Origin of the sequence: Saccharibacillus sp. JS10, from assembly GCF_024436065.1 — a bacterium.
GTDB lineage: Bacteria > Bacillota > Bacilli > Paenibacillales > Paenibacillaceae > Saccharibacillus.
Genome location: NZ_JANFNS010000002.1, coordinates 639,707 through 662,997, shown reverse-complemented (window position 1 = coordinate 662,997; position 23,291 = coordinate 639,707). Strand labels below are relative to the sequence as shown.

At 47.4% G+C, this 23,291-nt stretch carries 18 protein-coding genes; 2 read left to right on the top strand and 16 right to left on the bottom strand.

Annotation, left to right across the window (positions count from 1 at the left end; all coding sequences use genetic code 11):
• Nucleotides 1-342 precede the first annotated feature (342 nt).
• The 16 genes from NOM90_RS08380 to NOM90_RS08305 all read right to left on the bottom strand — a co-directional run bounded on the left by NOM90_RS08380 (nt 343) and on the right by NOM90_RS08305 (nt 20,316).
• On the bottom strand, nt 343-1,275 hold the full coding sequence (locus NOM90_RS08380) for a 5'-3' exonuclease (protein WP_255941285.1): 933 nt from the start codon (nt 1,273-1,275) through the stop codon (nt 343-345).
• A complete protein-coding gene (locus NOM90_RS08375; protein ID WP_255941283.1) occupies nt 1,272-1,649 on the bottom strand; it encodes an arsenate reductase family protein in 378 nt (125 codons plus the stop codon). Before NOM90_RS08375 ends, NOM90_RS08380 begins: the two co-directional genes overlap by 4 nt.
• A gap of 1 nt (nt 1,650) precedes the next feature.
• Entirely contained in the window at nt 1,651-2,631 is a 981-nt protein-coding gene (locus tag NOM90_RS08370; RefSeq protein WP_255941858.1) for an RluA family pseudouridine synthase, read from the bottom strand.
• 35 nt (nt 2,632-2,666) lie between these two features.
• Nucleotides 2,667-3,257 (bottom strand): cob(I)yrinic acid a,c-diamide adenosyltransferase, encoded by a 591-nt coding sequence (locus NOM90_RS08365; RefSeq protein WP_255941282.1) that lies wholly within the window; start codon nt 3,255-3,257, stop codon nt 2,667-2,669.
• A gap of 29 nt (nt 3,258-3,286) precedes the next feature.
• Nucleotides 3,287-3,829, bottom strand: coding sequence for a type 2 periplasmic-binding domain-containing protein (locus NOM90_RS08360; RefSeq protein WP_255941281.1), 543 nt, complete (start codon nt 3,827-3,829; stop codon nt 3,287-3,289).
• Nucleotides 3,830-4,059: 230 nt separating this feature from the next.
• Nucleotides 4,060-4,233, bottom strand: coding sequence for an aspartyl-phosphate phosphatase Spo0E family protein (locus tag NOM90_RS08355; protein ID WP_255941280.1), 174 nt, complete (start codon nt 4,231-4,233; stop codon nt 4,060-4,062).
• Between the two features lie 124 nt (nt 4,234-4,357).
• Nucleotides 4,358-5,533 (bottom strand): aminotransferase class I/II-fold pyridoxal phosphate-dependent enzyme, encoded by a 1,176-nt coding sequence (locus tag NOM90_RS08350; RefSeq protein ID WP_255941857.1) that lies wholly within the window; start codon nt 5,531-5,533, stop codon nt 4,358-4,360.
• 79 nt (nt 5,534-5,612) lie between these two features.
• Entirely contained in the window at nt 5,613-6,113 is a 501-nt protein-coding gene (locus NOM90_RS08345; RefSeq protein WP_255941279.1) for an Lrp/AsnC family transcriptional regulator, read from the bottom strand.
• Nucleotides 6,114-6,551: 438 nt separating this feature from the next.
• A complete protein-coding gene (locus NOM90_RS08340; RefSeq protein WP_255941278.1) occupies nt 6,552-6,971 on the bottom strand; it encodes a DUF350 domain-containing protein in 420 nt (139 codons plus the stop codon).
• A gap of 25 nt (nt 6,972-6,996) precedes the next feature.
• Nucleotides 6,997-9,360, bottom strand: coding sequence for an endonuclease MutS2 (locus tag NOM90_RS08335; protein WP_255941277.1), 2,364 nt, complete (start codon nt 9,358-9,360; stop codon nt 6,997-6,999).
• A 180-nt stretch (nt 9,361-9,540) separates the two neighbouring features.
• On the bottom strand, nt 9,541-10,632 hold the full coding sequence (locus NOM90_RS08330) for a GGDEF domain-containing protein (protein ID WP_255941276.1): 1,092 nt from the start codon (nt 10,630-10,632) through the stop codon (nt 9,541-9,543).
• Nucleotides 10,633-10,640: 8 nt separating this feature from the next.
• Complete coding sequence (gene zapA, locus NOM90_RS08325; protein ID WP_255941275.1) at nt 10,641-13,592, bottom strand: cell division protein ZapA; 2,952 nt, start codon at nt 13,590-13,592, stop codon at nt 10,641-10,643.
• Nucleotides 13,593-13,825: 233 nt separating this feature from the next.
• Nucleotides 13,826-16,255: a phenylalanine--tRNA ligase subunit beta gene (gene pheT, locus NOM90_RS08320; protein ID WP_255941274.1), complete on the bottom strand. Its 2,430-nt coding sequence runs from the start codon at nt 16,253-16,255 to the stop codon at nt 13,826-13,828.
• Nucleotides 16,256-16,314: 59 nt separating this feature from the next.
• Complete coding sequence (gene pheS / locus NOM90_RS08315) at nt 16,315-17,331, bottom strand: phenylalanine--tRNA ligase subunit alpha (RefSeq protein WP_255941273.1); 1,017 nt, start codon at nt 17,329-17,331, stop codon at nt 16,315-16,317.
• 487 nt (nt 17,332-17,818) lie between these two features.
• Entirely contained in the window at nt 17,819-19,732 is a 1,914-nt protein-coding gene (abc-f, locus tag NOM90_RS08310) for a ribosomal protection-like ABC-F family protein (protein WP_255941272.1), read from the bottom strand.
• A gap of 392 nt (nt 19,733-20,124) precedes the next feature.
• The gene (locus NOM90_RS08305; RefSeq protein ID WP_255941270.1) at nt 20,125-20,316 is read right to left on the bottom strand and encodes a hypothetical protein; all 192 of its coding nucleotides are present in this window, start codon (nt 20,314-20,316) and stop codon (nt 20,125-20,127) included.
• Nucleotides 20,317-20,446: 130 nt separating this feature from the next.
• On the opposite strand from NOM90_RS08305, the gene NOM90_RS08300 reads away from it, so the two are divergent.
• Both NOM90_RS08300 and NOM90_RS08295 read left to right on the top strand, forming a co-directional pair.
• Nucleotides 20,447-21,445: a LacI family DNA-binding transcriptional regulator gene (locus tag NOM90_RS08300; RefSeq protein ID WP_255941268.1), complete on the top strand. Its 999-nt coding sequence runs from the start codon at nt 20,447-20,449 to the stop codon at nt 21,443-21,445.
• A gap of 244 nt (nt 21,446-21,689) precedes the next feature.
• Entirely contained in the window at nt 21,690-23,270 is a 1,581-nt protein-coding gene (locus NOM90_RS08295; protein WP_255941266.1) for a glycoside hydrolase family 32 protein, read from the top strand.
• Nucleotides 23,271-23,291: the final 21 nt, after the last annotated feature.

The following is a 23,291-nucleotide window of genomic DNA, read 5'->3' as shown; positions in this document are numbered from 1 at the left end:
GATCAAGAGAAAAGAGCTGAAAGGAAATTTACCTTTCAGCTCTTTTCTCTTGAAAAATCTTTAAAAGCGATGCCTATTGGTTTATGGGCATTCGCTTGCCCTTCCCCTCTCCCATCCCAAAGGGAGAGGTTGACCGCCCCCGCTCTGCAGCAGCGTAGCGGAGGGTGGAAAAGAAGCGAAGAAGCGTCAGCGTTCGCATCTAAAATCCGATTCCCTTCCCCCAGCTTGTTTATTCAATAAGGGGGAATCGGATTTTAGCGGCGATCGAAGCTCTTTTCCACCCGCAGCGCCTCTATTGCTTCTCAGCATCTCCACACGCCGCCCCGCTCAATCCCAAAGCGGTCAACCGAACACGTCAGCCCCGACCATTTTGGTAAGACTACTCATCTCAAGCTCTTCAAACTTAGCCGCAATCTTCGCGTCATCCAGCTTGAATTCGCACAGGTCAATCGCGTATTCAATCGGCACTTCGCAGTGAATCTCTGCGAGTTTGCGTGACATATGCAGCATATCCAGATCGTTCTCGATCTTGCTCCGAACCGACTTCGTCAATTGATCCAAATTCGCCAAAATTCCGTCGATATCGCCGTATTCTTGAACCAGCTTGATCGCTGTTTTTTCGCCGATTCCTTTGACGCCCGGATAATTGTCGCTGGCATCGCCCATCAGACCTTTCATATCGATGATCTGCGAAGGGGTTAGCCCTTTTTCTTCCATCAAAAACTGTGGCGTATACACTTGGTAATTGCCGTAGCCTTTTTTCATAATGATGACTTTGATCTGATCTTCCGTCAGTTGAAGCAGATCGTTATCCCCGGACAAAATTTGTACATCCATCTGATGTTCGCGGACGCAGCGTTTGGCGATCGTTCCGATACAATCGTCCGCTTCATAACCGCTCAATCCGATATTCGGAATATTCATCGCTTCGACGACTTCTTTGACCAGATCGAATTGCGGAATCAGATCGTCGGGAGCCGCCGAGCGATTGCCTTTGTACGATTCGAATTGTTCGGTGCGGAATGTGCGACCGCCCATATCCCAACAACACGCAATATGCGTCGGATCAAACTGCTGCACCGCATCCCACATATACCGCACAAAGCCGTAAATCCCGTTGGTCGGTACACCTGCTGCGGTGCGGCGGATATAACCTTTTAACGCAGTCGCATAATACGCGCGAAAAAGCAGCGCCATCCCGTCGATCAACATCAAAGACGGTTTGCGTGCCAGTACATTTTCCGGTAACCCTTCAATCCCGTTGTATTCACTCATGAATGGTTCTCCTTTGGACTCCAGCTTTGCTCGTACTGTTCGGGTTTGAAGCCGACTGTCGCTTGTATGCCATCTGTCACGACAGGGCGTTTGATTAACATCCCGTTAGAAGAAAGCAATTCGGCACGTTCTTCTTCGTTCAAATCGGGCAGTTTGTTTTTGAGTTCCATCGATTTATAGACTTCGCCGCTTACGTTAAAAAACTTTTTCGATTCCAATCCGCTTTTTGCAATCAGATCGAGGATTTCTTCTTTGGAAGGCGGTTGTTCGTTGATTGGAATCAATTCCAAATCATGTCCCGCGTTTTGCAACCATTTGATCGCATTGCGGCACGTACTGCATTTTGCGTAATGATACACTTTCAATGAGGTCATGTTAATCTCTCCTATCGCTTTGTAACTCTTGCTGCAACTGCTGCAAATCAAGTGGCAAAGGCGCTTCGAACGTCATTCGCTGACCTGTGCTTGGATGCACAAAAGCCAACCGGAACGCATGTAACGCTTGTCTGCCTAGCTTCTTGTCTAGCTCTTCAGAAGCAGCTCGCTCATTTTCTGTAATTGGAGCATCTAACGCATATTTATACAGGTCATCTCCAATTAAAGGATGCCCGATAAAGGTCATATGCACCCGAATCTGATGCGTCCGTCCGCTTTCCAATTCTAATTCGACCAAAGATGCGTTTTGCTGCGGATAAATGTCCAATGTTTGGTAACGCGTTGCCGCCGCATATCCTGATTCCGTTACGACTCGAACGTGCGGATCTTCTGGGCTTCGGTCAATCGCGCCTTCGATACGCCCACTTGGCGGATTTGGAGTCCCATGCACCCAAGCCCGGTAAATTTTATCGACGGTTCCTGCAATCATCTGCTCCGAGATATGTTGATGCACATATGGATTTTTGGCAATCGCAAGAACGCCCGACGTTTCCCGGTCTAGCCGATGTACCGGACGAAACCGGACTTGTTCGCCGCGATTGATCCAATGTTGAACGACGCCGTTTGCCAATGTGCCGGTATAATGTCCTTGCGTCGGATGCACGATCATCCCTGCTGGTTTGTTGACAATAAGCAGCTGCGAATCTTCGTACAAAATATCAAATGCAAGGTTTTCCGGCAAAATATCGTCCGATTCTTCACGTTCCATACGCAACTCGACAAGATCGCCTTCTTGAAGATGCACACTGATATAGACTCTTTTTCCGTTGAGCATGATGCCTTTTTCCGTCATTTTCAATCTTGAGGTCAGCTTGCGCGATACACCCAGCTTGTTTTGCATCAAAGTTTTGAGTGTCCAGCCTTGTTCGCGCGCAGTGACAATATACGCAATCGGATCGTAATACCCGTGTTTCGGTTCAATCCCTTTTTCTGTAGGAAAATCATAAGGTTTAATCGTTATTCACCCGACTCTTGTTCGTTTTGATCTGTCGAAAATACTCGTGCGCTGCGCACATATTCGACGTCGTCGACTCTTAATTTCAGATTGGCAGCACGCGCGGCACTGAAAAAATAATCAGACAATCGGTTCAGATACTTTAATACTTCGGCATTGATTTCAGTATGATCCATCAAAGCGACCACTCGGCGCTCGGCGCGTCTACATACGGTGCGGCAGACATGAAGAGCAGCTGCGGGCGGGCTTCCTCCCGGTAAAATAAAACGTTCCAGCGGCGGATTTCCTGCTTCGAGTCGATCAATCCACAGTTCCAATCGCCCAGTCATCGCTTCATGTGTTTTGTAGGCTTGCTGCGCCGCAGGCGTATACGCCAAATCCGAACCGCAATCGAATAGTTCTTGCCCAATAACAGCTAACTGTTCACGCAAATCTTTGAACCGATCGTCTTGAAGTAACGAAGCGGCTTGACCTACAAAACTGTTCAATTCGTCGATCGTGCCGTAAGCTTCGACTTGAGCATCGTCTTTTCGAACCCGACCTCCGATAACCGACGTTTGACCTTGATCTCCCGTTTTCGTATAAATACGCATATCCGCGTCCTCCTTATCGGTTCCGTCTGTTAGCCTTCAGTCAGTTTTTGCAACACTTTGATCGCGACTTCACGATCGGGAGCTGTCACCAATACACAAGCGAGCATATTGTCAGGTGTATACCCGGCATCTTGGAACATCTTCATATCTTTGACCGGAATCCCGAACAAATGCTTTTCCATTACTGCATCTTGTTCGCCGTCTTTCAATACGCCGCTCTCAAATACGCCATCTGGATAATCGGCTTGGTCGAAATAATCGTCAAGAGGAATATGCCCTCCGTCTTTACCGTAGACTTTGATCGTATCTGTTGGCAAAATAACGATCGAGTTGTCTCCGCCTACATACTCTACCAATACTTTATTCAGATCGAATAATGGCGAATAGTTAAATTCTGCTTTTAGATCAGGCACTTCGGCAGTTAATTTTTCTTGAATGGTATCAATACCTTCGCGGTTTGATGAAGCTTTGTCCGACATAAAGATCAATGTACCTTCTTCTTTTCCGCAACCGGCAAGTAATGAAATCGTCGCGACCAGCAGCAACAAGAATCCCGCTTTTCTCCACTTCACTTCTATTCCTCCTCGAACGATTCCTTGCAATTTAGACCTACCCATCTACCTACTTAATCAATATATCATAATTGTATAGCTGTAAGCATTTTCGTTATTTCTTGTCACCGAATTGTGGATAAACAAAAAAAGAAAGAACTTCAGCGCGAAGTCACTTTCTTTTACGGTGTATAACTATTCAGTTTTAACAAAAGGGATAGACGTAAAAAAGTAGACGTTATATCTCATGATTAGCGTGTAAGCTGCATATACTCATTAATCTTCATATCGAGCTGACTGCTAATTTCGACGACCGTTTCCGCAGTGAACGACTGTTCGCGCACGAACGTTTCTTCTATTTGGATACGCAAAATCCGAATTTCTTCTTGCAAGAAAAGTTCGCGTTCTGCTAGTGCGCCAGACAAAAAGCATTCCCCCTTGAAAAGTTGCCAGATTCGAGTCCCCATTATATAGAACCTTTCCATCAAAATCAACTTTTGTAAAAAGGAGACTGCTTTTAAAATCCGAGCTTTTCTCTAGAGGTGACGATTACGCGCCTTCGCGTTTGACTTTGTATACAAATTGACCAATTCGGTCCAAAGCTTCGTTCAATTGTGCGACAGAGGTCGCATACGAACAACGCATAAACCCTTCGCCGCCAAGCCCGAATACGCTACCCGGTACAGCCGCAACTTTGCCTTCGACTAGCAAACGTTGAGAAAAGTTTTCCGATGTCAGACCGGTCGATTGGATACTTGGGAACGCATAAAAAGCACCTTCCGGTTCATGGCAATCCAATCCCGCATCGCGCAGCCCTTGAACAACAAGGCGGCGACGGCGATTGTACGACTCAACCATTTTATCTTTTTCTCCAAGACCGTTCGTTAACGCTTCAAGCGCTGCGACCTGTCCCATGACTGGCGCACACATAACTGTGTACTGATGGATTTTCAGCATCGCAGAGATGAGTTCAGGATGCCCGCAAGCATAGCCCATCCGCCAACCCGTCATCGCAAAAGCTTTAGAAAAACCGCTGACGAGAATCGTGCGATCTTTCATGCCCGGAGCTGCTGCAAAACTTGCGTGTTTAACCTGTCCGTAGCTCAGTTCCGCGTAAATTTCATCCGAGATCACGATCAGATCGTGTTTTTCCACGACTTTTGCAATCGGCAACCAATCTTCGGCAGTCATCGTCGCACCTGTCGGGTTACTTGGATAACATAAAATTAAGACTTTCGATTTAGGTGTAATGCTCGCTTCGAGTGCTTCGGCAGTTAATTTGAAGTTATCTTTGGCAAAAGTCTCGATGCCGACTGGAATACCGCCTCCGATCGAAGTGATCGGCGAATACGAAATGTAGCAAGGTTCGGGCACCAGCACTTCGTCGCCTGGACGAATCAAAGCACGCAGTGCCAAATCGATCGCTTCGCTTCCGCCGACGGTAACGAGCACTTCTTTTTCCGGATCGTAAGACGTTCCAAACGATTGATCCAGATAATTCGAGATCGCTTCGCGAAGTTCGGGCATTCCCGCATTCGAGGTATACCGCGTATATCCACGTTCCAGCGAATAGACGCAAGCTTCGCGTACATGCCACGGCGTAACGAAATCGGGTTCGCCGACACCAAGTGTAATAATATCTTTACTCGCACTGACGAGATCGAAAAACTTACGGATGCCCGAAGGCTTAATATCGCGTACTAACGGCGACAAATATCGTTCCATCGAACCGTGCTGCGATTCGGAAGGTTGCTGTGTGCCGTTTACATTCAATTCCCGGTTAGTTATCATCGTTTCGCATCCTTTACGGCGAGATCAGCAGACGGCGATCTTCTTCGTGTTCTTCGAAAATGATCCCGTTTTGCTTGTATTTTTTAAGAATAAAGTGAGTTTTGGTCGACAATACGGATTCAATCGGCGAAAGCTTGTCCGAAACGAAACTTGCTACTTCTTTTAAGCTCATTCCTTCGACTTCAACGAGCAAATCATAAGCGCCCGACATCAAAAATACGGCTTTGACTTGTGGATACAAATAAATGCGCTCGGCGATCCCTTCGAATCCGCGTCCGCGTTCCGGGGTAATCTGCACTTCGATCAACGCCGTCACTTTCTCGTCATTGACTTTGCTTTCGTTGACAACTGTCGCATATTTAACGATAACATGATCTTGTTCCAACTCGGCGACCGCTTCGCGTACTTCTTCTTCCGGTACATTCAGCATCGTGGCGAGCAGCCCATGAGTACGCCGTGCGTCTTCTTCCAACAATTCAAGAATATCAAGCTTGAGCTTATTCGTTTCTTTCACTAGACACGCCTCCAAATCTTTTCGCTTGATCTTAACTTTTATGATCGTATTTCACTTGCTTCATTGTACCCCATCTTACCTTAAAAAATATCCGTATGCTACCGCTTCCGCTCATTCCAACCATACCGCCCCTACCTCAATTTCTCTTTCGGGCGGCTTTTTTTATATTTTCTTTTGTGCCTAATTTTTGAACTCTCTAAACGAAACCCCTATTTCCAAAGGAAATAGGGGCAGTTCATCTTTAATGCTCTTTGTTTTATCTCTTAATCTTTAAACTCTCTTAACCTCCACACACGCATGGAGTAGCGAAGGGGATCGTTCGATGGAAGAGCGTAGCGTTCGCCTTTGCAATCGGGAAGCCTCCATTCCAATACCATCCAGCTTCCCGATTGCAACAAGCGACTGAAATGAACGATCCCCGCAGCGCCTCCAAAACACTCACAACACCGACACCCCAATTACGTAAGACAACGAAACCGACAAGATCATCGAAATCAAGCCTACAGCCCGATTATCTTTGCCAATCTCTTCGTCCACTTTGAAAAACGGCGTCACAAACTCAAATATGAAATAAGCAAGGAGCAATAGTACGAACCCCACAACCGACCACAACATACTTTCATAGACGGTCGAACCGGATTCGATACAAAAGCGCAAAATATTGCAAATCCCAAAAATTTTACCGCCGGTTGCCATGGCAACCGCCAAGTTGCCTTTACGAATTTCGTCCCAACACTTATACCGGGTTACCCATTCGAAAATCGATAAAAAGACAACCAATTCCAGAACCGCTACCGAAAAGTAGGCAATCGACGCTCCTATAGGCGTCGCCAACATCGAATCGATCAATGTATTCATCAAAGATCAAACCTCGCCCTTTCCACTACTTGAGTTCAGCCACGGTTACCCCGTTGCCGCCTTCACCGTAGTTCCCGAGTCGATAAGATTTGACAAGCTTATGCCGACGCAAATGTTCTTGAATGCCTGTACGTAAAATTCCGGTTCCTTTACCGTGGATCAGATACACTTGACCCAAGTTGGATAAAAACGACTCGTCGAGGAAGCGATCGGTCTCGATCAATGCTTCTTCCAAATTCGTACCGCGCAAATCGAGTTCTGAGCGTGTACTGTCGTCTTTAGTACGTTTTACCGCGGTAACCGGCTTTTGCTTCGGTACTTTGACCGGGCTGGTCTGTACACGTTCAAGCGAATCAAGCGAGACTTTCATTTTCATGATTCCGACTTGTACCAAAGCTTCTTTGCCATCCAATTCGATCACATGACCACGCTGACCGAGATTATGCAGTAATACTTCGTCGCCGGCACCGATTTGTTGCGGAGCTTTCGTATTCGCCGGTTTTTTCGCTTTTTTCGTACGCGCCGCAGGTTCCGCTTCATCCAACTGTCTGCGAGCTGCAATCAACTTATGTTCTTTGACCGAAGCGCCTTCTTCCATCGCCAAACGACGTAATTCCGATACGACTTCGTCGGCTTCTTTACGCGCTTTGGCAAGAATGTCCCGCGCTTCGTTCTCGGCTTTCTCAAGACGGGCTTCGCGCTGAGCTTCTTGCTTTTCCAGTTCGCGCTCGTGACGCGTTCGAAGCTCTTCCATTTCGCGGCGCAGACGCTCCGCTTCTTCGCGTTCCGCTTCGGCGCCCAGGCGATTTTCTTCGAGTGCGCTAATCATATTTTCGACGCGCAAATCTTCTTCTTTGACTTCGCCGCGAGCGAAGCTCAAGATTTTGCCGGGCAATCCTAGACGTTCAGCAATCGCAAAAGCGTTGCTTCGTCCAGGCACACCGACAAGCAATCGATAAGTCGGGCTGAGCGTCGCCACATCGAATTCCATACTCGCATTGATAACGCCGCTGCGTTCATACGCATAAGCTTTGAGTTCGCTATAGTGCGTCGTTGCCACCATGCGGCAATTAAACTGATGGATATATTCCAAAATGGCAATCGCCAGCGCCGAACCTTCCGCCGGATCGGTACCTGCTCCGACTTCGTCGAGCAGTACCAAACTTTTTGGCGTCATGTCTTTCAAAATCCGAATAATATTCGTCATATGACTGGAGAACGTACTCAGACTTTGTTCGATACTTTGCTCGTCGCCGATATCGGCATAGATCGCGTCGAATACGCAAAGTTCGCAACCTTCATCCGCAGGGACAAATAACCCGGACATTGCCATCATGCTGAGCAGGCCGATCGTTTTGAGCGTTACCGTTTTACCCCCGGTATTTGGTCCTGTAACGATGATGCTTGAGAATTCGCCGCCAAGTTCAACATCGAGAGGGACAACGACTTTCGCGTCGATGAGCGGATGGCGACCTTTACGGATTTTTAAATATCCACGATCGTTCACAGTCGGTTCGGTTGCTTTCATCTGATGAGCCAGACGCCCTTTTGCGAAAATGAAGTCCAACTGCGCCAAAGTATCCACGTCATACGCCAAAAGATCCGCTTGTTCGCCTACAGCCGCCGTTAATTTTTGCAAAATGATCTCGACTTCTTGAATCTCGCGCAACTTCGTTTCGCGTAGCTTGTTATTCATTGCGACAATCGCTTCCGGCTCGATAAACATCGTTGCGCCGGAACTGGATTGGTCATGCACGATCCCGCCGAAATGCGAACGATATTCCGACTTTACCGGAATCACGAAACGATCGCCGCGAATCGTAATCAATTGATCTTGAAGCATTTTGGAAACGCTGGACGAACGAATCATCGATTCCAACTTTTCGCGAATCCGTGATTCTCCGCCGCGCAGTTCGCGCCGGATATTCGCAAGCGTAGGGCTTGCCGAGTCCAAGACTTCGGCAGCATCTCCGATACATGAATTGATCAGACGTTCCAAATCTTTTTGCTCAGAGATCAGTTCAGCTAAACTATTCAACAATTCAACCGGGTGTTCATCATGCAAAGTCTGGATAAAACGACGCAACCTGCGCGAACCGTATAAGGTCGTCGCAATCCCCATCAACTCGTGGGGATTCAGCATCCCGCCGATTCGAGCACGCTGAACCGCTGGGCGAATATCGACGATTCCGCCAAACGGCGGTGCGCCTTTAAGTCGGTCGGCATGAAAAGCTTCATGCGTGGCTTGTAGCAATTTTTGTACCGCAGACAATTCCGTATCCGGTTTCAATGCACGTGCCGCTTCTTTGCCTAGCGACGTCTGTGCTTGATCGGCAAGCGCATTTGAAATGCGTTCATATTGTAGAATTTCAAATATTTTATCGTTCAAGAACGTGACAACTCCTTATCGGTTCTGGAGAACCAAAACTCTCCGCCTTTTAATTATAACGAATTACAGGTCATGAAACCATGTACATATTCGTATAACCTTATCGCAAAGACCCTTCCGTGCTCGGCATCGCCAAACTTACGGAAGGGTCTACCACACCTTTTATAAACCTAAATGACCTTAACGTTGCTTGATGCTGTCCAAATTCGCATCGTATTGCTCCACGCGATTTTTGCCCGAACGCTTGGCACGGTATAACGCTGCGTCCGCTTTAGCGAACATCGTCTCCGCTGTATCTTCCGGCTCATACGTACAAAGCCCGATACTGACCGTAACCGGATGATTGCCCATATACGAATAGTTCGCATTTTCGACAGCTAATCGAATCTGCTCCGTATAGTCAAAAGCTTCTTCCAAACTTTTTTCCGTAAAAATGACAGCAAACTCTTCGCCGCCATACCTAGCTGCAAAATCGTTCAACGAGACCGTCATACCGATCCGAATCGACACTTCTTTTAGTACTAAATCGCCGATGATATGACCGTACGTATCGTTGATTTTTTTAAAATTATCGATGTCTAATACGGCGACTTGAATCTCCAGACCATTGCGATGACTTTGATCGACCAGATCTTCTAAGTATTCGTAAAAGGTCACATGATTATAAAGCTGGGTGAGCGCATCGATTTTGAGCATACGCTGAGATACCGCTTTATCCACGAGCAAATCTTGCTGCGATTGCGTTAAATGCTCGACTTGCCGACCGATCTCGATTGCGCGCGCCAGTACCGTACGTGCCAAAAGCAAAGCCGAAACCAGCATCGCTTCCATCAACAAAAAATCTTCGATACTTCGGTCGTAAATCGTACGCTCTAACGTAAAGTAAAACAACGTATACAGAAAAATATTGAGCACACCGAATAAATCCAGCAATTTGCGATCAAAATAAATCAGCGGGACAAGCATTGGAAAAATCAAAAACATTCCCGGTACGTTTTCGGTATACACACTTAGATTCAAATAATTCACATACGCCAGCGTTAAGCTGACTCCGATGATGACTTGCCTACCGTATCGCCGAAAATAGATGTAAAGCAGCTCACCTAGACCCGCAATCCCGATTACTAAAACAATTCGATAGATCAAAGAAGCGAAATCGTAACGACCGCTGCCGCCGTTTATAAAATAAATGATTTCGACAACCAATACCATCGCGACGACAACCCAATACGCATTTAAGACCTGCCGATTGACTACATCGACGTTACCCATAATGCACCTTAATGTTGCTGCTCTTGATCGAACAATTCCATCCATTCGTTATATTCTTTTTGGAGCGCAGCATATTGTTCTTGCAATCTTGCAAACTCAAGCTCGGCAGCTTCGCGTTTTTCTTTGTCCATTTGGCTTTCGACATGAAGAATGCGAAGCTGATGGGAAAGAACTTCATATTGCTCCGTCACCTGCCCCAGTTCATTTTGCAACTTGTCGATTTCGTCCGCTTGAACAGATCGTGTTTGAGCATCGTTCAATTGCGCTTCAAGCTCCGATTTTTCTTGTTCCCAAGAACGACGACGATCTTGAAGTTGTTGTAATTCGGATTGTAGCACACGAAGCTGCTTCTCAAGGTTTTGAACAGACTGGCGTTCTTTGGAAAGCTCGTTGTTCAACTGTCCGTTTTCGCTGGAATGTTTGGCTTTAAGCGCTTCGGCTTCTTCCAACTTGCGTTCCGCTCCGTTTTTTTGCTTGGTCAACAGTTTCTCGCGTTCATTCGCTTCTTGCAATTCGCGGCGTTGACGGCTCGTTTCGATTCTCCACGATGCTTCTCTGCCTGCGAATTCAGCGAATTGTGCAGCATACTTTTGACGCTCTTTTTCTGCACGTTCCAGAGCTTCCGAAGCTTCTTGCGTTTGCTGCTGTTCTTGCTCGACTGTATGTTCAAGAGTATGGATTTGAGCTTGTCTTTCCGCGATCTGTTGCAGCGATTCTGTCAGCTTCTGCTCAATCTCCGTATACTGACGATTATGCTGAGCTTCTCGCTCGGTGTAATCCTTAAGTTCAGCCGTCAATTGCGATGCACGATCTTGAACGTTATCAAACTGGCTTTGAAGGTTATCCAGTTGAGTTGACAATGCACTACGTTCTTCAACGACAGACTGATGCTCAGTCTGCATACGCGTTAATTGTTGTTGAACGCGATCGCTGAATTCTTCGATTTCTCGTTGTTTACTCTGTGCTTCGTTCAATTGCTCAGTCAGATGTTGTTGTTCTTGCGCAAAACGCTCGGACACTTCTTCTTGGCTGCGAAGCTGACCTTGCAGAGAGTTTCGTTCATTTTCGAGCGCGGCACGTTCATGGCTTAGCGTGTTGATTTCTTCATGCTGTCGATCAGACTGGATTTGCAACATCCGCTCGCGTTCTGTCAATTCAGTTAACTCTTGCTCCAAACGTAGCACTTCGCCTGTTACATACTCTTCGTTTTGAGTCAGTTCGCTTATACGCGTCTCCAAACGCGCTTGCTGCGCTTCAAGCTCTACGACGGATTGCTTCGCAGTCTCCAATTGCTGAGACAAGGCTTGAATCTGTGCACCGCGTTGCTGAATTTCTTGCTCGGTACGTTGCTCCAATTGATTGTGCTGGTTTTGAGCTTCCTGCAATTGGTGCTCCAGACTTTGCTGCTGCGCAATCAAAGATTCTTTCTCATCCGAAAGTTGTTGTTTTTGGGCTTCTGCCGTTTCCAAATCAGCCACAAGGCGCGTATTCACTTCACCCAGAGTATTCAATTCGCTGCTCAGACGTTCGGCTTCTACACGTTGTTCTTGATACTGCTTTTGCACAGAAACAAGGGTCGTATCCGATTCTTCAAGCATAGACTCGAACGTTTGCTTTTCTTCTTCCCACTTGTGTTGTTCCTGTTCCCAGACCTTCAACTTCTGGCTAAGCTCGGCATTTTCTTCAGCTAATGCGGTTTCCGCTTCGGCAAGTTCTGCGGTGCGTTGTTCCAATTGCTCATGGGCAGTATGACGTTCGCTAATTTCAACGCGTAGACGCTCTTGTTCTTCACGCAAATCGCGCTCCGTTTCTTGCAGATCGGCAAGCCCTGCTTCCAATTCTATGCGGCGTGATTCTTCTTCGGCTTGGCGTCGCTCCAACTGCTGCAAATTCGAACGTGCTTCTTCATAACGTTCAGACAATTCGTGTTCGCGATTTCTTGTCTCGCCAAGTTCCGATTCCAGACGTGTATGTTCTTCGCTCCAAATACTTTCGCTTTCTTCAAGTTCTTGAACGCGATCTTCTAATGTATGGCGAAGCTCTGTTAACGTCAACACCGATTGATCCAATTCGGCAATACGTGTGTTCGCTTGTTGTTGTTGATCTTCGAGTTCTTGCTTGCTTACACGCAATTGTTGGAGTTCGCTTTGCAGCGCTTCTTTCTGTTTCTGCGCTTGCTCACCTACTTGCTCTAGCTCGGCAATTTGAGCTGTAAGATTCGCATTTTGTTGCTGAGCTTCTGTTTCTTGTTGAAGCAGTGTGCTCAGTTCGCGTTCCAAGTCTTCAATCCGCGATTGATTAGTGGCTAACTGCTCACGTAATTGTTGACCTTCTTGCTCAAGCGCTGTACTACGTTTGCGATTTTCGGCAAGCGCACTTTGACTACGTCCAAGCTCAGAACGAGCGGCTTTTAGATCATTGGATAGACCTTCGTTGGTTTTACGTTCCGAAGTCAGCTTCTCGTTGGTTGTTTTAAGCGTGTTGCGAGCTTCATTCCCGGATTTCTCCGCTTCGCTTAACTTACTTTCCAACTGCTGCTTCAGCCCGTTTAATCGCTGCAATTCCGTATTTGCTTTTTGAATTTCTTGGTTGCGCTCCGCCAATTCTTGTTCAGCCGCTGTCAAACGAACATTCTCTGCACGCAATTCATCAATGATCGCGGCTTCCGATTGGCGTTGCGTACGCAACGTTTCGATCTCCGCTTGAAGACCTTCGCTTTGCATCGTCGCTTCGTTGAGTCGTGCTTGCAAGTCTTGATTCATGACGTTCGTCTCTGCCATATTAACCGCTGCCAAGACTGCAATCCGAACGGTATCCAATCTTGGATGCCCGGTTGCAATTGCCGTCATGCGTTCATCAACCAATCGAGCGACCCGTTTCACGTAGTCTTGGCTGCTCCCGAAAATTTTATAAGATGTTCCGTAAATATCCACGCTGACTGTTTTCCGTTCTTCAGCCATATTCGACAACTCCTCTCCGCTCTTGGGTGTTTAATGATTATGCTATCCATTCGGCGATCTGCCGGCTTTTTTAAGTTTAAGTGTACAAAATCATACATGTAAAAAGAACATGATAAGCAGCATCTGCTTTTACAGCCAAAAACCGCACCCTTCTTCAAGGCTCCGAACGCTATAACGAACGGACTTCTTCAAAGAATTCGATGCGGTTTTGCCGTTTTCCTGCCGAAATGACTTTACTTTCTCAATTCTGCAGCAAAATTTTCTTCTAAAGCTTGTACGACTTGTTGTTGCGCTGTCGCTACTTCTTCGTCGGTCAACGTGCGCTCAGCATGACGATAAGTAAGTGCCAAAGCTACGCTTTTTTTATCCGAAGCGACGCGGTCGCCTGTATAGACGTCGAACACATTCACGTCTTGCAGCAACTCGCCTGCCGATTGACGTACAACTTCGATCAATTTCCCAGCTTCGAGTGATAGATCCACGACTACTGCAATATCGCGCTGCGCAGAAGGGTAACGCGGCAGATCGCGGTATTCGATTTCTGGCGCTGCATAGCTATACAGTTCGTCCAGGCATAATTCGGCAGCGTACGTATCATCCAGATCGTAATCGCGCTGAAGCTGCGGATGCAGTTGACCCAATACGCCGATTCGTTGACTCGGAGCTTGCTTCAAGTATAACGAAGCGGAACGTCCCGGATGGAAACCGTCCGGTGCATCTGCGCGGAATTCAACGCTAAGACCCAGCTCTTCCAGTACGCTTTCAACTGCGCCTTTAAGATCGAAGAAATCGACCTTACGCGAAGCTGCGCCCACTGTACCGTCATTACGGTTACCTGTCAGAAGCAAGCCGAGCATCATGCGCTCGATCGGTTGAATCGTCACTTTTTGCTCACTGGCATGGAATACTTTACCGATCTCGAAAAACGACAGATCGCTATTTTTGCGGTTTCGGTTGTATTGTGCCGACTCTAAAAGCAAAGGAACCAAAGTTGTACGCAGCACACTGCGATCTTCACTCATTGGCATCGCGAGCGGAACAGCATGGCTATCCGCCGAAAACGCAGTGAACACTTGCGTGTTTTCCGGACGCGTGAACGAATACGTGATGGCTTCGTGGAAGCCACCGGATGTCAATCGACGACGTACCGCATAACGCACCGCTTGGGATTTGCTATAAGCACCTGGAGTAGTAGGCCCTTCAATAACCGTCGTTGGAATTTGATCATACCCGTGGATACGAGCGACTTCTTCGATCAGATCGACATCGTGCATAATATCGCCGCGACGGGTAGGTACCTGGATTTCAAGTTGATCTTGAGCGCTGTCTCCGCATTTGAAGTTCAGTCGCGCAAAGATCGCTTTCACTTCCAGCATCGAAATGTCGGTACCGAGGTAACGGTTGAGTTTCGATAGCGAAAGCGTAATTTTCTGTTCTTGGATTTGTCCGCTGCGCTGCTCGACAACACCGTGTTGCACAGAACCGCTAGCGTGGCGCGACAGCAGCAGCGCTGCGCGATCCAAAGCCGCGATAACCGCAGAAGGATCGACTTCTTTTTCGAAGCGCAAGCTTGCTTCGGAACGAAGACCGAGTTTTCTCGATGTTTTGCGTACCGAAGAACCGGAGAATTTCGCCGATTCCAGCGCGATATTCACGGTTGCATCCGTTACTTCGGTCGCAAGACCGCCCATTACGCCTGCAAGCGCAGCAGGCGTATCGTTGCCTGTAATGAGCAGCATCGACGGATCAAGTTTGCGTTCTTGACCGTCAAGCGTAGTCAATACTTCGCCTTCGCGTGCAGCGCGTACGCCGATTTGCGAGCCTAACTTGTCAGCGTCGAACGCATGTAACGGTTGTCCACATTCCAGCATGACGTAGTTTGTAATATCTACGACGTTGTTCGTCGGGCGAACACCCGCCGCCATCAGACGGTTTTGCATCCATTGCGGCGAAGGGCCGATTTTGACATCGGAAATATAACGAATCGCATAATGCGAGCACAAACTTTCGTCTTCGATACTTACACTCACTTTTTCCGAAGCAGCGCTGCCGCTTTCAATCAGATCGATTGAAGGCAATTTCACTTCGCGCCCCAAAATCGCCGCTGTCTCATACGCTGCACCGATCATGCTCAGGCAATCCGAGCGGTTAGGTGTCAGATCGAATTCCAACACGGCATCGTCGAGTCCCAACACTTGCGTGATCGGCAGACCGAGTTCTGTATTTTCCGGCAATACGAGAATCCCTTCTTGTTGATCTTTCGGCAGCAATTTGTCGTTCATGCCAAGCTCGCTTGCCGAACAGATCATCCCTTGCGAAGCAACGCCGCGAAGTTTCGCGTTTTTGATTTTGAAGTTCCCTGGAAGTACCGCGCCGACAACCGCGACCGGTACTTTTTGCCCCGCATCTACGTTTTTCGCTCCGCATACGATTTGCAAATCTTCGCCTGTGCCTACGTCTACGGTACATACGTTCAATTTATCTGCATCCGGATGTTTTTCTTTGTGTTTCACATAACCGACTACGACGCCGGTTACGCCCTGATTGCGCTGCTCGATCTCATCGATCTCGATTCCCGAACGCGTAATTTTTTCAGCCAACTGTTCAGGCGTTACGCCTTCGATACTTACATACTCCGATAACCATTGCGTGGATACTTTCACTGCCCGCTCACTTCCTTAATCTATAATTTTGCTTCTATATGATATGGAATCCATAACTTCTATTGACGTGCGAACTGCTCCAAGAACCGTTCATCGTTGTTGTAGAAATGACGAATATCGTCAACGCCGTATTTCAGCATCGCAAGACGCTCTACGCCGATACCGAAAGCAAATCCGCTATATTGTTCGGGATCATAACCGCTCATTTCAAGCACGCGAGGGTGCACCATGCCGCAACCCAACACTTCTAGCCAGCCGGCTTCTGTAGCGCCTTTTTTCTTGTACGTCACGTCAACTTCGGCGCTTGGCTCCGTGAACGGGAAGAAACTTGGGCGCATCCGAATTTCGGTGTCGCTACCGAACAATTCTTTCATGAAGTGCAGCAGCGTGCCTTTTAGGTCGCTCATACGAATATTTTTGCCGATCACCAGACCTTCGATCTGATTGAATTGGAAAGAGTGCGTTGCATCGTCGTCATCGCGGCGGTAGACTTTGCCCGGGCAGATGATTTTAACCGGCACTTCGCCGCTCATCGCTTCCATCGTGCGGACTTGTACCGGAGACGTCTGCGTACGCATCAGCAGATCTTCTGTAATATAGAAAGAATCTTGCATATCGCGCGCCGGGTGGTCTTTTGGCAAGTTCAACGCTTCGAAGTTATGGTAATCCGTCTCGACTTCCGGGCCTTCCGCGATGCGGTAACCCATTCCGATAAAGATTTGTTCGATTTCTTCGATCACGCGTGTCAACGGATGAACGGCACCGCGGGAAAGCTTACGTCCCGGCAGCGAGATATCGATCGTCTCGGAAGCCAAACGACGCTCCGTATCTTCGCGTTCGAAACGCTCCGCGTGTGCGCTAACCGCTGCATCGATCGCATCGCGTACTTCGTTCGCAAGCTGTCCGATTACCGGACGTTCTTCTGCCGACAATCCGCCCATTCCGCGCAAGATTTCTGTCAGTTTGCCTTTTTTACCTTGGTATTTGACGCGCAACTCGTCGAGTTGTTTTGCGTCTGCTACGCTGCTTAACTGCTCCAGCGCTTCTACTTTTAATTCTTCTAACCGTTCTCTCATCGTCCGCAGACTCCTTTCCCATTCAGGGATTAATCAATATTTGCTTTTTTTTACAAAAACAGCCGAAAAACAAAAAGACCTTCCCGTCCGCAGGGACGAAAAGATCGTGTTACCACCCTAATTCAGAAGTTTTCCCGCCGCCTGTTGGCATCAAAGGAAACATTGCGGTCGCAGCGACCGAACTTCTCTCAGAGACGAAAATAACGGATCGTCAACCCGGCTTTCCTACTAACGGACATCAAACGCCCTGTTCAAAAAGCAGCTCCAGAGTGAACTTCAGCAGCGTCGTGCTCGTAAAAATGCTCTCAATCCAACGGCATTTTTTCCCTGTACGTCGGCGGTGCTTACTTTTCTCTTTCATCGCGTAAAATTTATATTATAAATGTATTATAAAACACCTGTATATTCTACTAAAAAAGCGGCAGAGTCGTCAACAAAAGCCTCTGAAAACCTGCCGCGCCGCAATATCTACTCAACCTTTTCCCTTTTAAGACTTTCCTTTTAATTCCGCAAGTTCTTGCTTCACTTCGCGAATTTCCTTGATCGTCTCATTGGACAGCTTTTCCGGCGACATATTCGACAACTGCACATCATGCTTGGGCTTTGGCTGAGCTTCACTTGAACGGTTTTCCACTTCGCCTCTCAGCAACTCCGCTAACCTCAACTCCAACATCAACCGTCGTTCGTTTTCTTCGCGACCAACCGGATTTTTGATACGCTGCTTGTCATTTTCCTCTTGTTCTTCAAGACTCCCTTCGAACAACGAAAACCCGCCTTTACCATCCAGATCGATAATCCGATTCCCGACTTTACGCACAAGCATCCGGTCGTGGGAAACCACGAGCAGAGCGCCGGAGTACCGCATCAATGCCGATTCCATCACTTCACGCGTATCGATATCGAGATAGTTATTCGGTTCATCGAGAATAAGTAAGTTCGCACCGCCAAAATACAATCGGATAAACGCGGCTCGGCACTTTTCGCCCATACTCAGATTGCCGATTTTTTTGAACACGTCTTCTTTGGAAAAAAGAAAACATCCCAGTAGCGTGCGCGCTTCCGTCTGCGTCATATTCGGCAACTCCAGTAAACTATCGAGCAATGTCTGATCAACCGGCAACCCTTCCAGCTCTTGCGAGAAATAACCGACCTTTACTTTAGGATGAAGGATCACTTTGCCATCTGTCGCAGACAGTTTACCGTTGGCTAATCGCAGCAGTGTCGTTTTGCCGCTTCCATTGGCTCCGCGCACTGCCAACCGATCGCCGCGATTGAGCTGGAAATGAACATTTTTTAATATCATCCGTTGTTCATATGCAAAATCTACATGCTCAAATCGAAGTAACGTGCGCGCTTCGAAGCCTTCGTCTTCCAAGTTCATTTTCATTCGCGGGGCTTTACGTACACTGCCTACGCTTTCCGCATCCAATCGCTCCAGTTGCTTTTGCTTGGCATGATAACGAGAGACGTTCTTTTTCGCTTTGGCTTTATAAAAGCTTGCTGTGATTTTGACTTCGCTCTGATGACTTGCCGAATGATGCGCTTGTAAAAACCATTGTTGATAATTACGGATCGATTCTTCGAGCGCTTTACGTTGTTGTTCTTGCTTTTTGTGCAGCGCTTCGTGCTCACGCAACTCACGTTCTTTGTAGTTTTTGTAATCGGTATACCCGCCGCGGTACTTCGTGATTCCGTCCGGGTTCAGTTCGCAGACCGAAGTCGCGACTTCGTCTATAAACTGCCGGTCATGGGAAACGAAAAGCAGCGTTCCTGTGTAATTTTTAAGTTGTTGCTCTAACGCGTGTAGACTCTCTTCGTCCAAATGATTCGTCGGTTCGTCCAAAATGAGCAGCTTAGGTGATTTGGCAAGTAAAGCCGCAAGACGCACCCGCGTTTTTTGCCCGCCGCTTAAAGAGGAGTACGGCAGATCCCATGTGCTTTTCGGCATTCCAATTTGTTGAAGTTGCTTTTCCACTTCATATTCCCACTCATATCCGCCTTGTGCTTCGTATTGCTGAAGTGCAAAGCCGTAAGCTTCTAGCGCTTGCTCAGAATCTTGATCCGCTCCGCTCATCTGCTGCATCCAATACGTTAAATCTTCTTTTAATTGATACAATTGTTCATGTTCGAAATAAGCCCGTTCTAGCGCAGTTGTATGAATCGGCACTTCTTCATGCTGCTTCATCATGCCCCATTCTTCCAGCGGAAGAATACGTTCTATGCTACCGCTCGTTGCTTCGTCGATGCCTGCCAAAATTCGCAGAAGCGTCGTTTTGCCGCAACCGTTGCGTCCAAATAGCGCTAACCGCTCTCCTTCGGTCACTTCCAAATTAATCTGTTCAAAAAGTACGCGGCCGTTCCATTCTTTTTCTATATCTTTTGCAATCATCCATGTAGGCATATATTCTTCATCCTTTCCGGTATCAAAAAAAGTCCGCGAAACGACGACCGCCGCTGCGAACTTGAGTTGAAAATCCCGAAAAGAAACGGTTGTTTTTCAATAAAACTTGTGCCTAATTCCCGAAAAACGGGTACGCAAAAAAGGCAACCGGCTTCCTATGAAAGACAGACGTATCCTAATCACACTCAAGTCGCAGACAAACCGGTAGCGTTCGCCTGTCGAGTTGTTATTTTCCGAATTGATCGAAAAAATGGAGTTAGATGCGGACATTCGTCGTCATTTTCATTGGATATTGGTTACCTCTCAAATTCTATAGAATAGATAAATCAGGAAAAAGTGGAACACCGCTAGTATACCGAAACCTGTAAGCGATCACAACTCTTTTCCTTTTATTACCCGAATAGATACATCCATACCGCGTGCAGACCTTTTCCTGCTAAAAACAGTACGCCGACCAAAAAAGCTAAATACGTCAATAATCCGATTCCGGCGATCAAAGCCAGACCGATTCCATTTCCCCGTTTTTCCCGCGTGTAGTCGTCCATATCTGCTCCGCTCCTTAACGCTCCGATGAGGTTTTTCATCTTTTCCCCCAGGCTCAAAACCCTTCTTCTTATCTATCGGTCGAAATCTCGATTTCCGATACCCCTGATCTGCAAAACTTTGATGAACGTGGTAAAATCGGCTTAGCAACCGGGAAAGGACGAAGCGGAGATGAAAAAAACAATATCGGATATCGCGCAAATGGCGGGCGTCGCCAAAAGCACGGTATCTCGTTATTTGAACGGCGGATCTGTCAGTGTCAAAACAAAGCAAAAATTAGAACGAATCACACGTGAAGCGGGATATGTGCCCAATACATTCGCTCAAAGCCTCAAAGCCAAACGCAATTATCTGATCGGTACGATCGTTCCTCGGCTCGATTCATTTGCGGCTGCGCAAACGATGACGGGAATCGATGAAGAATTACGCGCAGCAGGCGGACAAATGCTTGTCTACAATACCGGACAAGATCGCCAGCGGGAAATCGAAGCGATCTATGATCTGGCACGCCAAAAAGTAGCCGGAATTATTCTAATGCCTGCGCAAGTGACCGACGAACATCTACGCGCTGCCGAAGTGTCAGGGGTTCCGGTATTATTGGTCGGTCAAAAAAACGATAATCTACATAGTCTGATCTACGATGATTATCAAGCCGGTCTGATGATGGGTCGTCATGTGCTTGAAAAAGGGCATCGCAAAATCGCGTATTTAGGCGTGACCGAAGACGATGAAGCGGTTGGCAAGCAGCGAAAGTCAGGCTTCCGCCAAGCGATAGAAGAATGTGGAGACTGCGATATTTTTTATTACGAAAGTAGTTTTAAACTTGCCGATTCCAAGCTTGTCGCAGAACAAATTTTGGACGAATGCGCACCGACATTGATCGTATGCGCGACCGATAATATTGCGTTAGGTGTAGTCAAAGCGGCGCATTTACGCGGTTTATCGATTCCTTCGCAAATCTCGATCACGGGCTTTGGCGGTTATGAAGTAACGACGATCATTCACCCGGAGCTAACGACCGTACATTTTCCTTATTTCGAAGCAGGTAAAGTTGCGGCGCGTCATATTCTTAAGCTCGCAGCCGATGAAGATGTCCAAAAGTTGACTGTGATCGATGTTGAAATGAGGCTTCGAGAAAGCGTTGACAATTTAAAAGTTTCTCCGTTATAATGCAAATGGAACCGGTTCCGAACAAAGGAAGTACGGCTTGTTTTGTTCGGAAGCGTCTGATCTGCCCCACGCAGACCCGCGATAGAACTTTATCGTCGCTACGTTTTGGAACCGGTTCCTTTTTTAAAAAAAGTAAAGTGGTTGGATAGAGTTTTCGATGATCATCTTGTCAAAATTGTTGAGATCACTTTCAGCTAAAAATGGAACCGGTTCCGAAAATAACTATGGAGGAATGTCTACATCTATGAAAATGACAAAAGAACAAAAATATCGACTGTTGGAAGAAGCAGCTATTGAAGAAATACAGCAGTTGGAAAGTCTCGTACATCAATCCCGTTGGCGACAAGGCTACCATATTCAACCGCATATCGGACTGCTGAACGATCCGAACGGATTTACCTTTTACAACGGCAAGTATCATTTATTTTATCAATGGTTCCCTCTAGGTACCGATCACGGCATGAAATATTGGTATCATCTGGTTTCGTCAGATTTGGCGCATTGGGAAGACGCGGGAATAGGTCTGGAGCCGGGCGGGACTTACGATTCGCATGGAGCATACTCCGGAAGCGGGATTGAAAAAGACGGCAAATTATATCTCATGTACACCGGCAATACACGCGATGAACAATGGATTCGTCATCCGTATCAATGTCTTGCGGTTACGGATGGCGAAGGTCTTGCCCAGAAAATAGAGCCACCTGTTATTGAGAGCGTTCCCACGGGTTACACCGAACATTTTCGCGATCCGAAAGTCTGGAAAGACGGTACTGATTATCGCTGCGTGATCGGCGCTCAACGTGAAAATCTGACGGGTACCGCTGTGCTGTATCGTTCACCGGATCTTGTAAATTGGACATTCGAAGGCGAATTACAGACGTCTTTGCCTTCTTTCGGCTATATGTGGGAATGCCCCGATTATTTTGAGTTAGACGATGCGGGCATTCTCTTGTTCTGTCCACAAGGATTAGCCCCAGAAAACGAAAAGTTCCGCAACATTTATCAGTCTGGTTATTTGCTCGGCGAGCCATTAGCTTCTGACGGTCAATATTTTTCGCACGGGGAATTTATCGAACTTGATTATGGATTCGACTTTTATGCGCCGCAAACGACTCTGGGTGCAGACGGTGAACGGATATTGGTCGGCTGGATGGGTGTACCCGATCTGGAATATCCGACAGATTCTCACGGTTGGGCGCATTGCCTGACGTTACCTAGAGAATTATCGGTACATCAAGGCAAGTTGATCCAACGTCCAGCAGCAGGCTTGAAAAGCTTGCGAGGAAAAAAAGTACCGTTTGCCGCTCAGCTCATCAATCAACATCGAAGTTTTCAAGGCGTTGAAGGTACTTCTTACGAATTAGAATTTTCTATTTGTCCAATTGCAGAAAATTCGGCGATAGATGAGACAGACACTTTTGAAGAAGGCGTATTCGGAATCGAATTCCGCACCGGAGATATGGAACGCACGGTACTTTTTTACGACGCTTCCAACGGCTTGATTACATTGGATCGCTCACAGTCTGGCGCAGCTTGTAGCACCGAATTCGGTACGACTCGCAGCTATACGCGAAACCCAGATCAGTTAGGGCAATCGATCACTTTCCGTATATTCGTCGATACCTCGTCTGTAGAAATTTTCGTAGGCGACGGAGAAGCCACATTCACGGCTCGGTTATTCCCTGACTCCGCTAGTACGGGCATCTCCTTTTTTGCAATCGGTGGCAGCGCGGATTTCGAAGGCGCCTTTTGGCAATTGGACTCAGACGGAATTTCACGCGAGCTTCCAGCTGAAATTAGGCAACGTGCAAAAAAGACCGAATAATTGGATTTCCTATCTGTTTCC

Coding starts and splice junctions, on each gene's coding strand:
- NOM90_RS08380 (WP_255941285.1), bottom strand. CDS start 1,275: ATGAGTGAATACAACGGGATTGAAGGGTTACCGGAAAATGTACTGGCA.
- NOM90_RS08375 (WP_255941283.1), bottom strand. CDS start 1,649: ATGACCTCATTGAAAGTGTATCATTACGCAAAATGCAGTACGTGCCGC.
- NOM90_RS08365 (WP_255941282.1), bottom strand. CDS start 3,257: ATGCGTATTTATACGAAAACGGGAGATCAAGGTCAAACGTCGGTTATC.
- NOM90_RS08350 (WP_255941857.1), bottom strand. CDS start 5,533: ATGGAACGATATTTGTCGCCGTTAGTACGCGATATTAAGCCTTCGGGC.
- NOM90_RS08340 (WP_255941278.1), bottom strand. CDS start 6,971: ATGAATACATTGATCGATTCGATGTTGGCGACGCCTATAGGAGCGTCG.
- NOM90_RS08330 (WP_255941276.1), bottom strand. CDS start 10,632: ATGGGTAACGTCGATGTAGTCAATCGGCAGGTCTTAAATGCGTATTGG.
- zapA (WP_255941275.1), bottom strand. CDS start 13,592: ATGGCTGAAGAACGGAAAACAGTCAGCGTGGATATTTACGGAACATCT.
- pheS (WP_255941273.1), bottom strand. CDS start 17,331: ATGAGAGAACGGTTAGAAGAATTAAAAGTAGAAGCGCTGGAGCAGTTA.
- abc-f (WP_255941272.1), bottom strand. CDS start 19,732: ATGCCTACATGGATGATTGCAAAAGATATAGAAAAAGAATGGAACGGC.
- NOM90_RS08305 (WP_255941270.1), bottom strand. CDS start 20,316: ATGAAAAACCTCATCGGAGCGTTAAGGAGCGGAGCAGATATGGACGAC.
- NOM90_RS08300 (WP_255941268.1), top strand. CDS start 20,447: ATGAAAAAAACAATATCGGATATCGCGCAAATGGCGGGCGTCGCCAAA.
- NOM90_RS08295 (WP_255941266.1), top strand. CDS start 21,690: ATGAAAATGACAAAAGAACAAAAATATCGACTGTTGGAAGAAGCAGCT.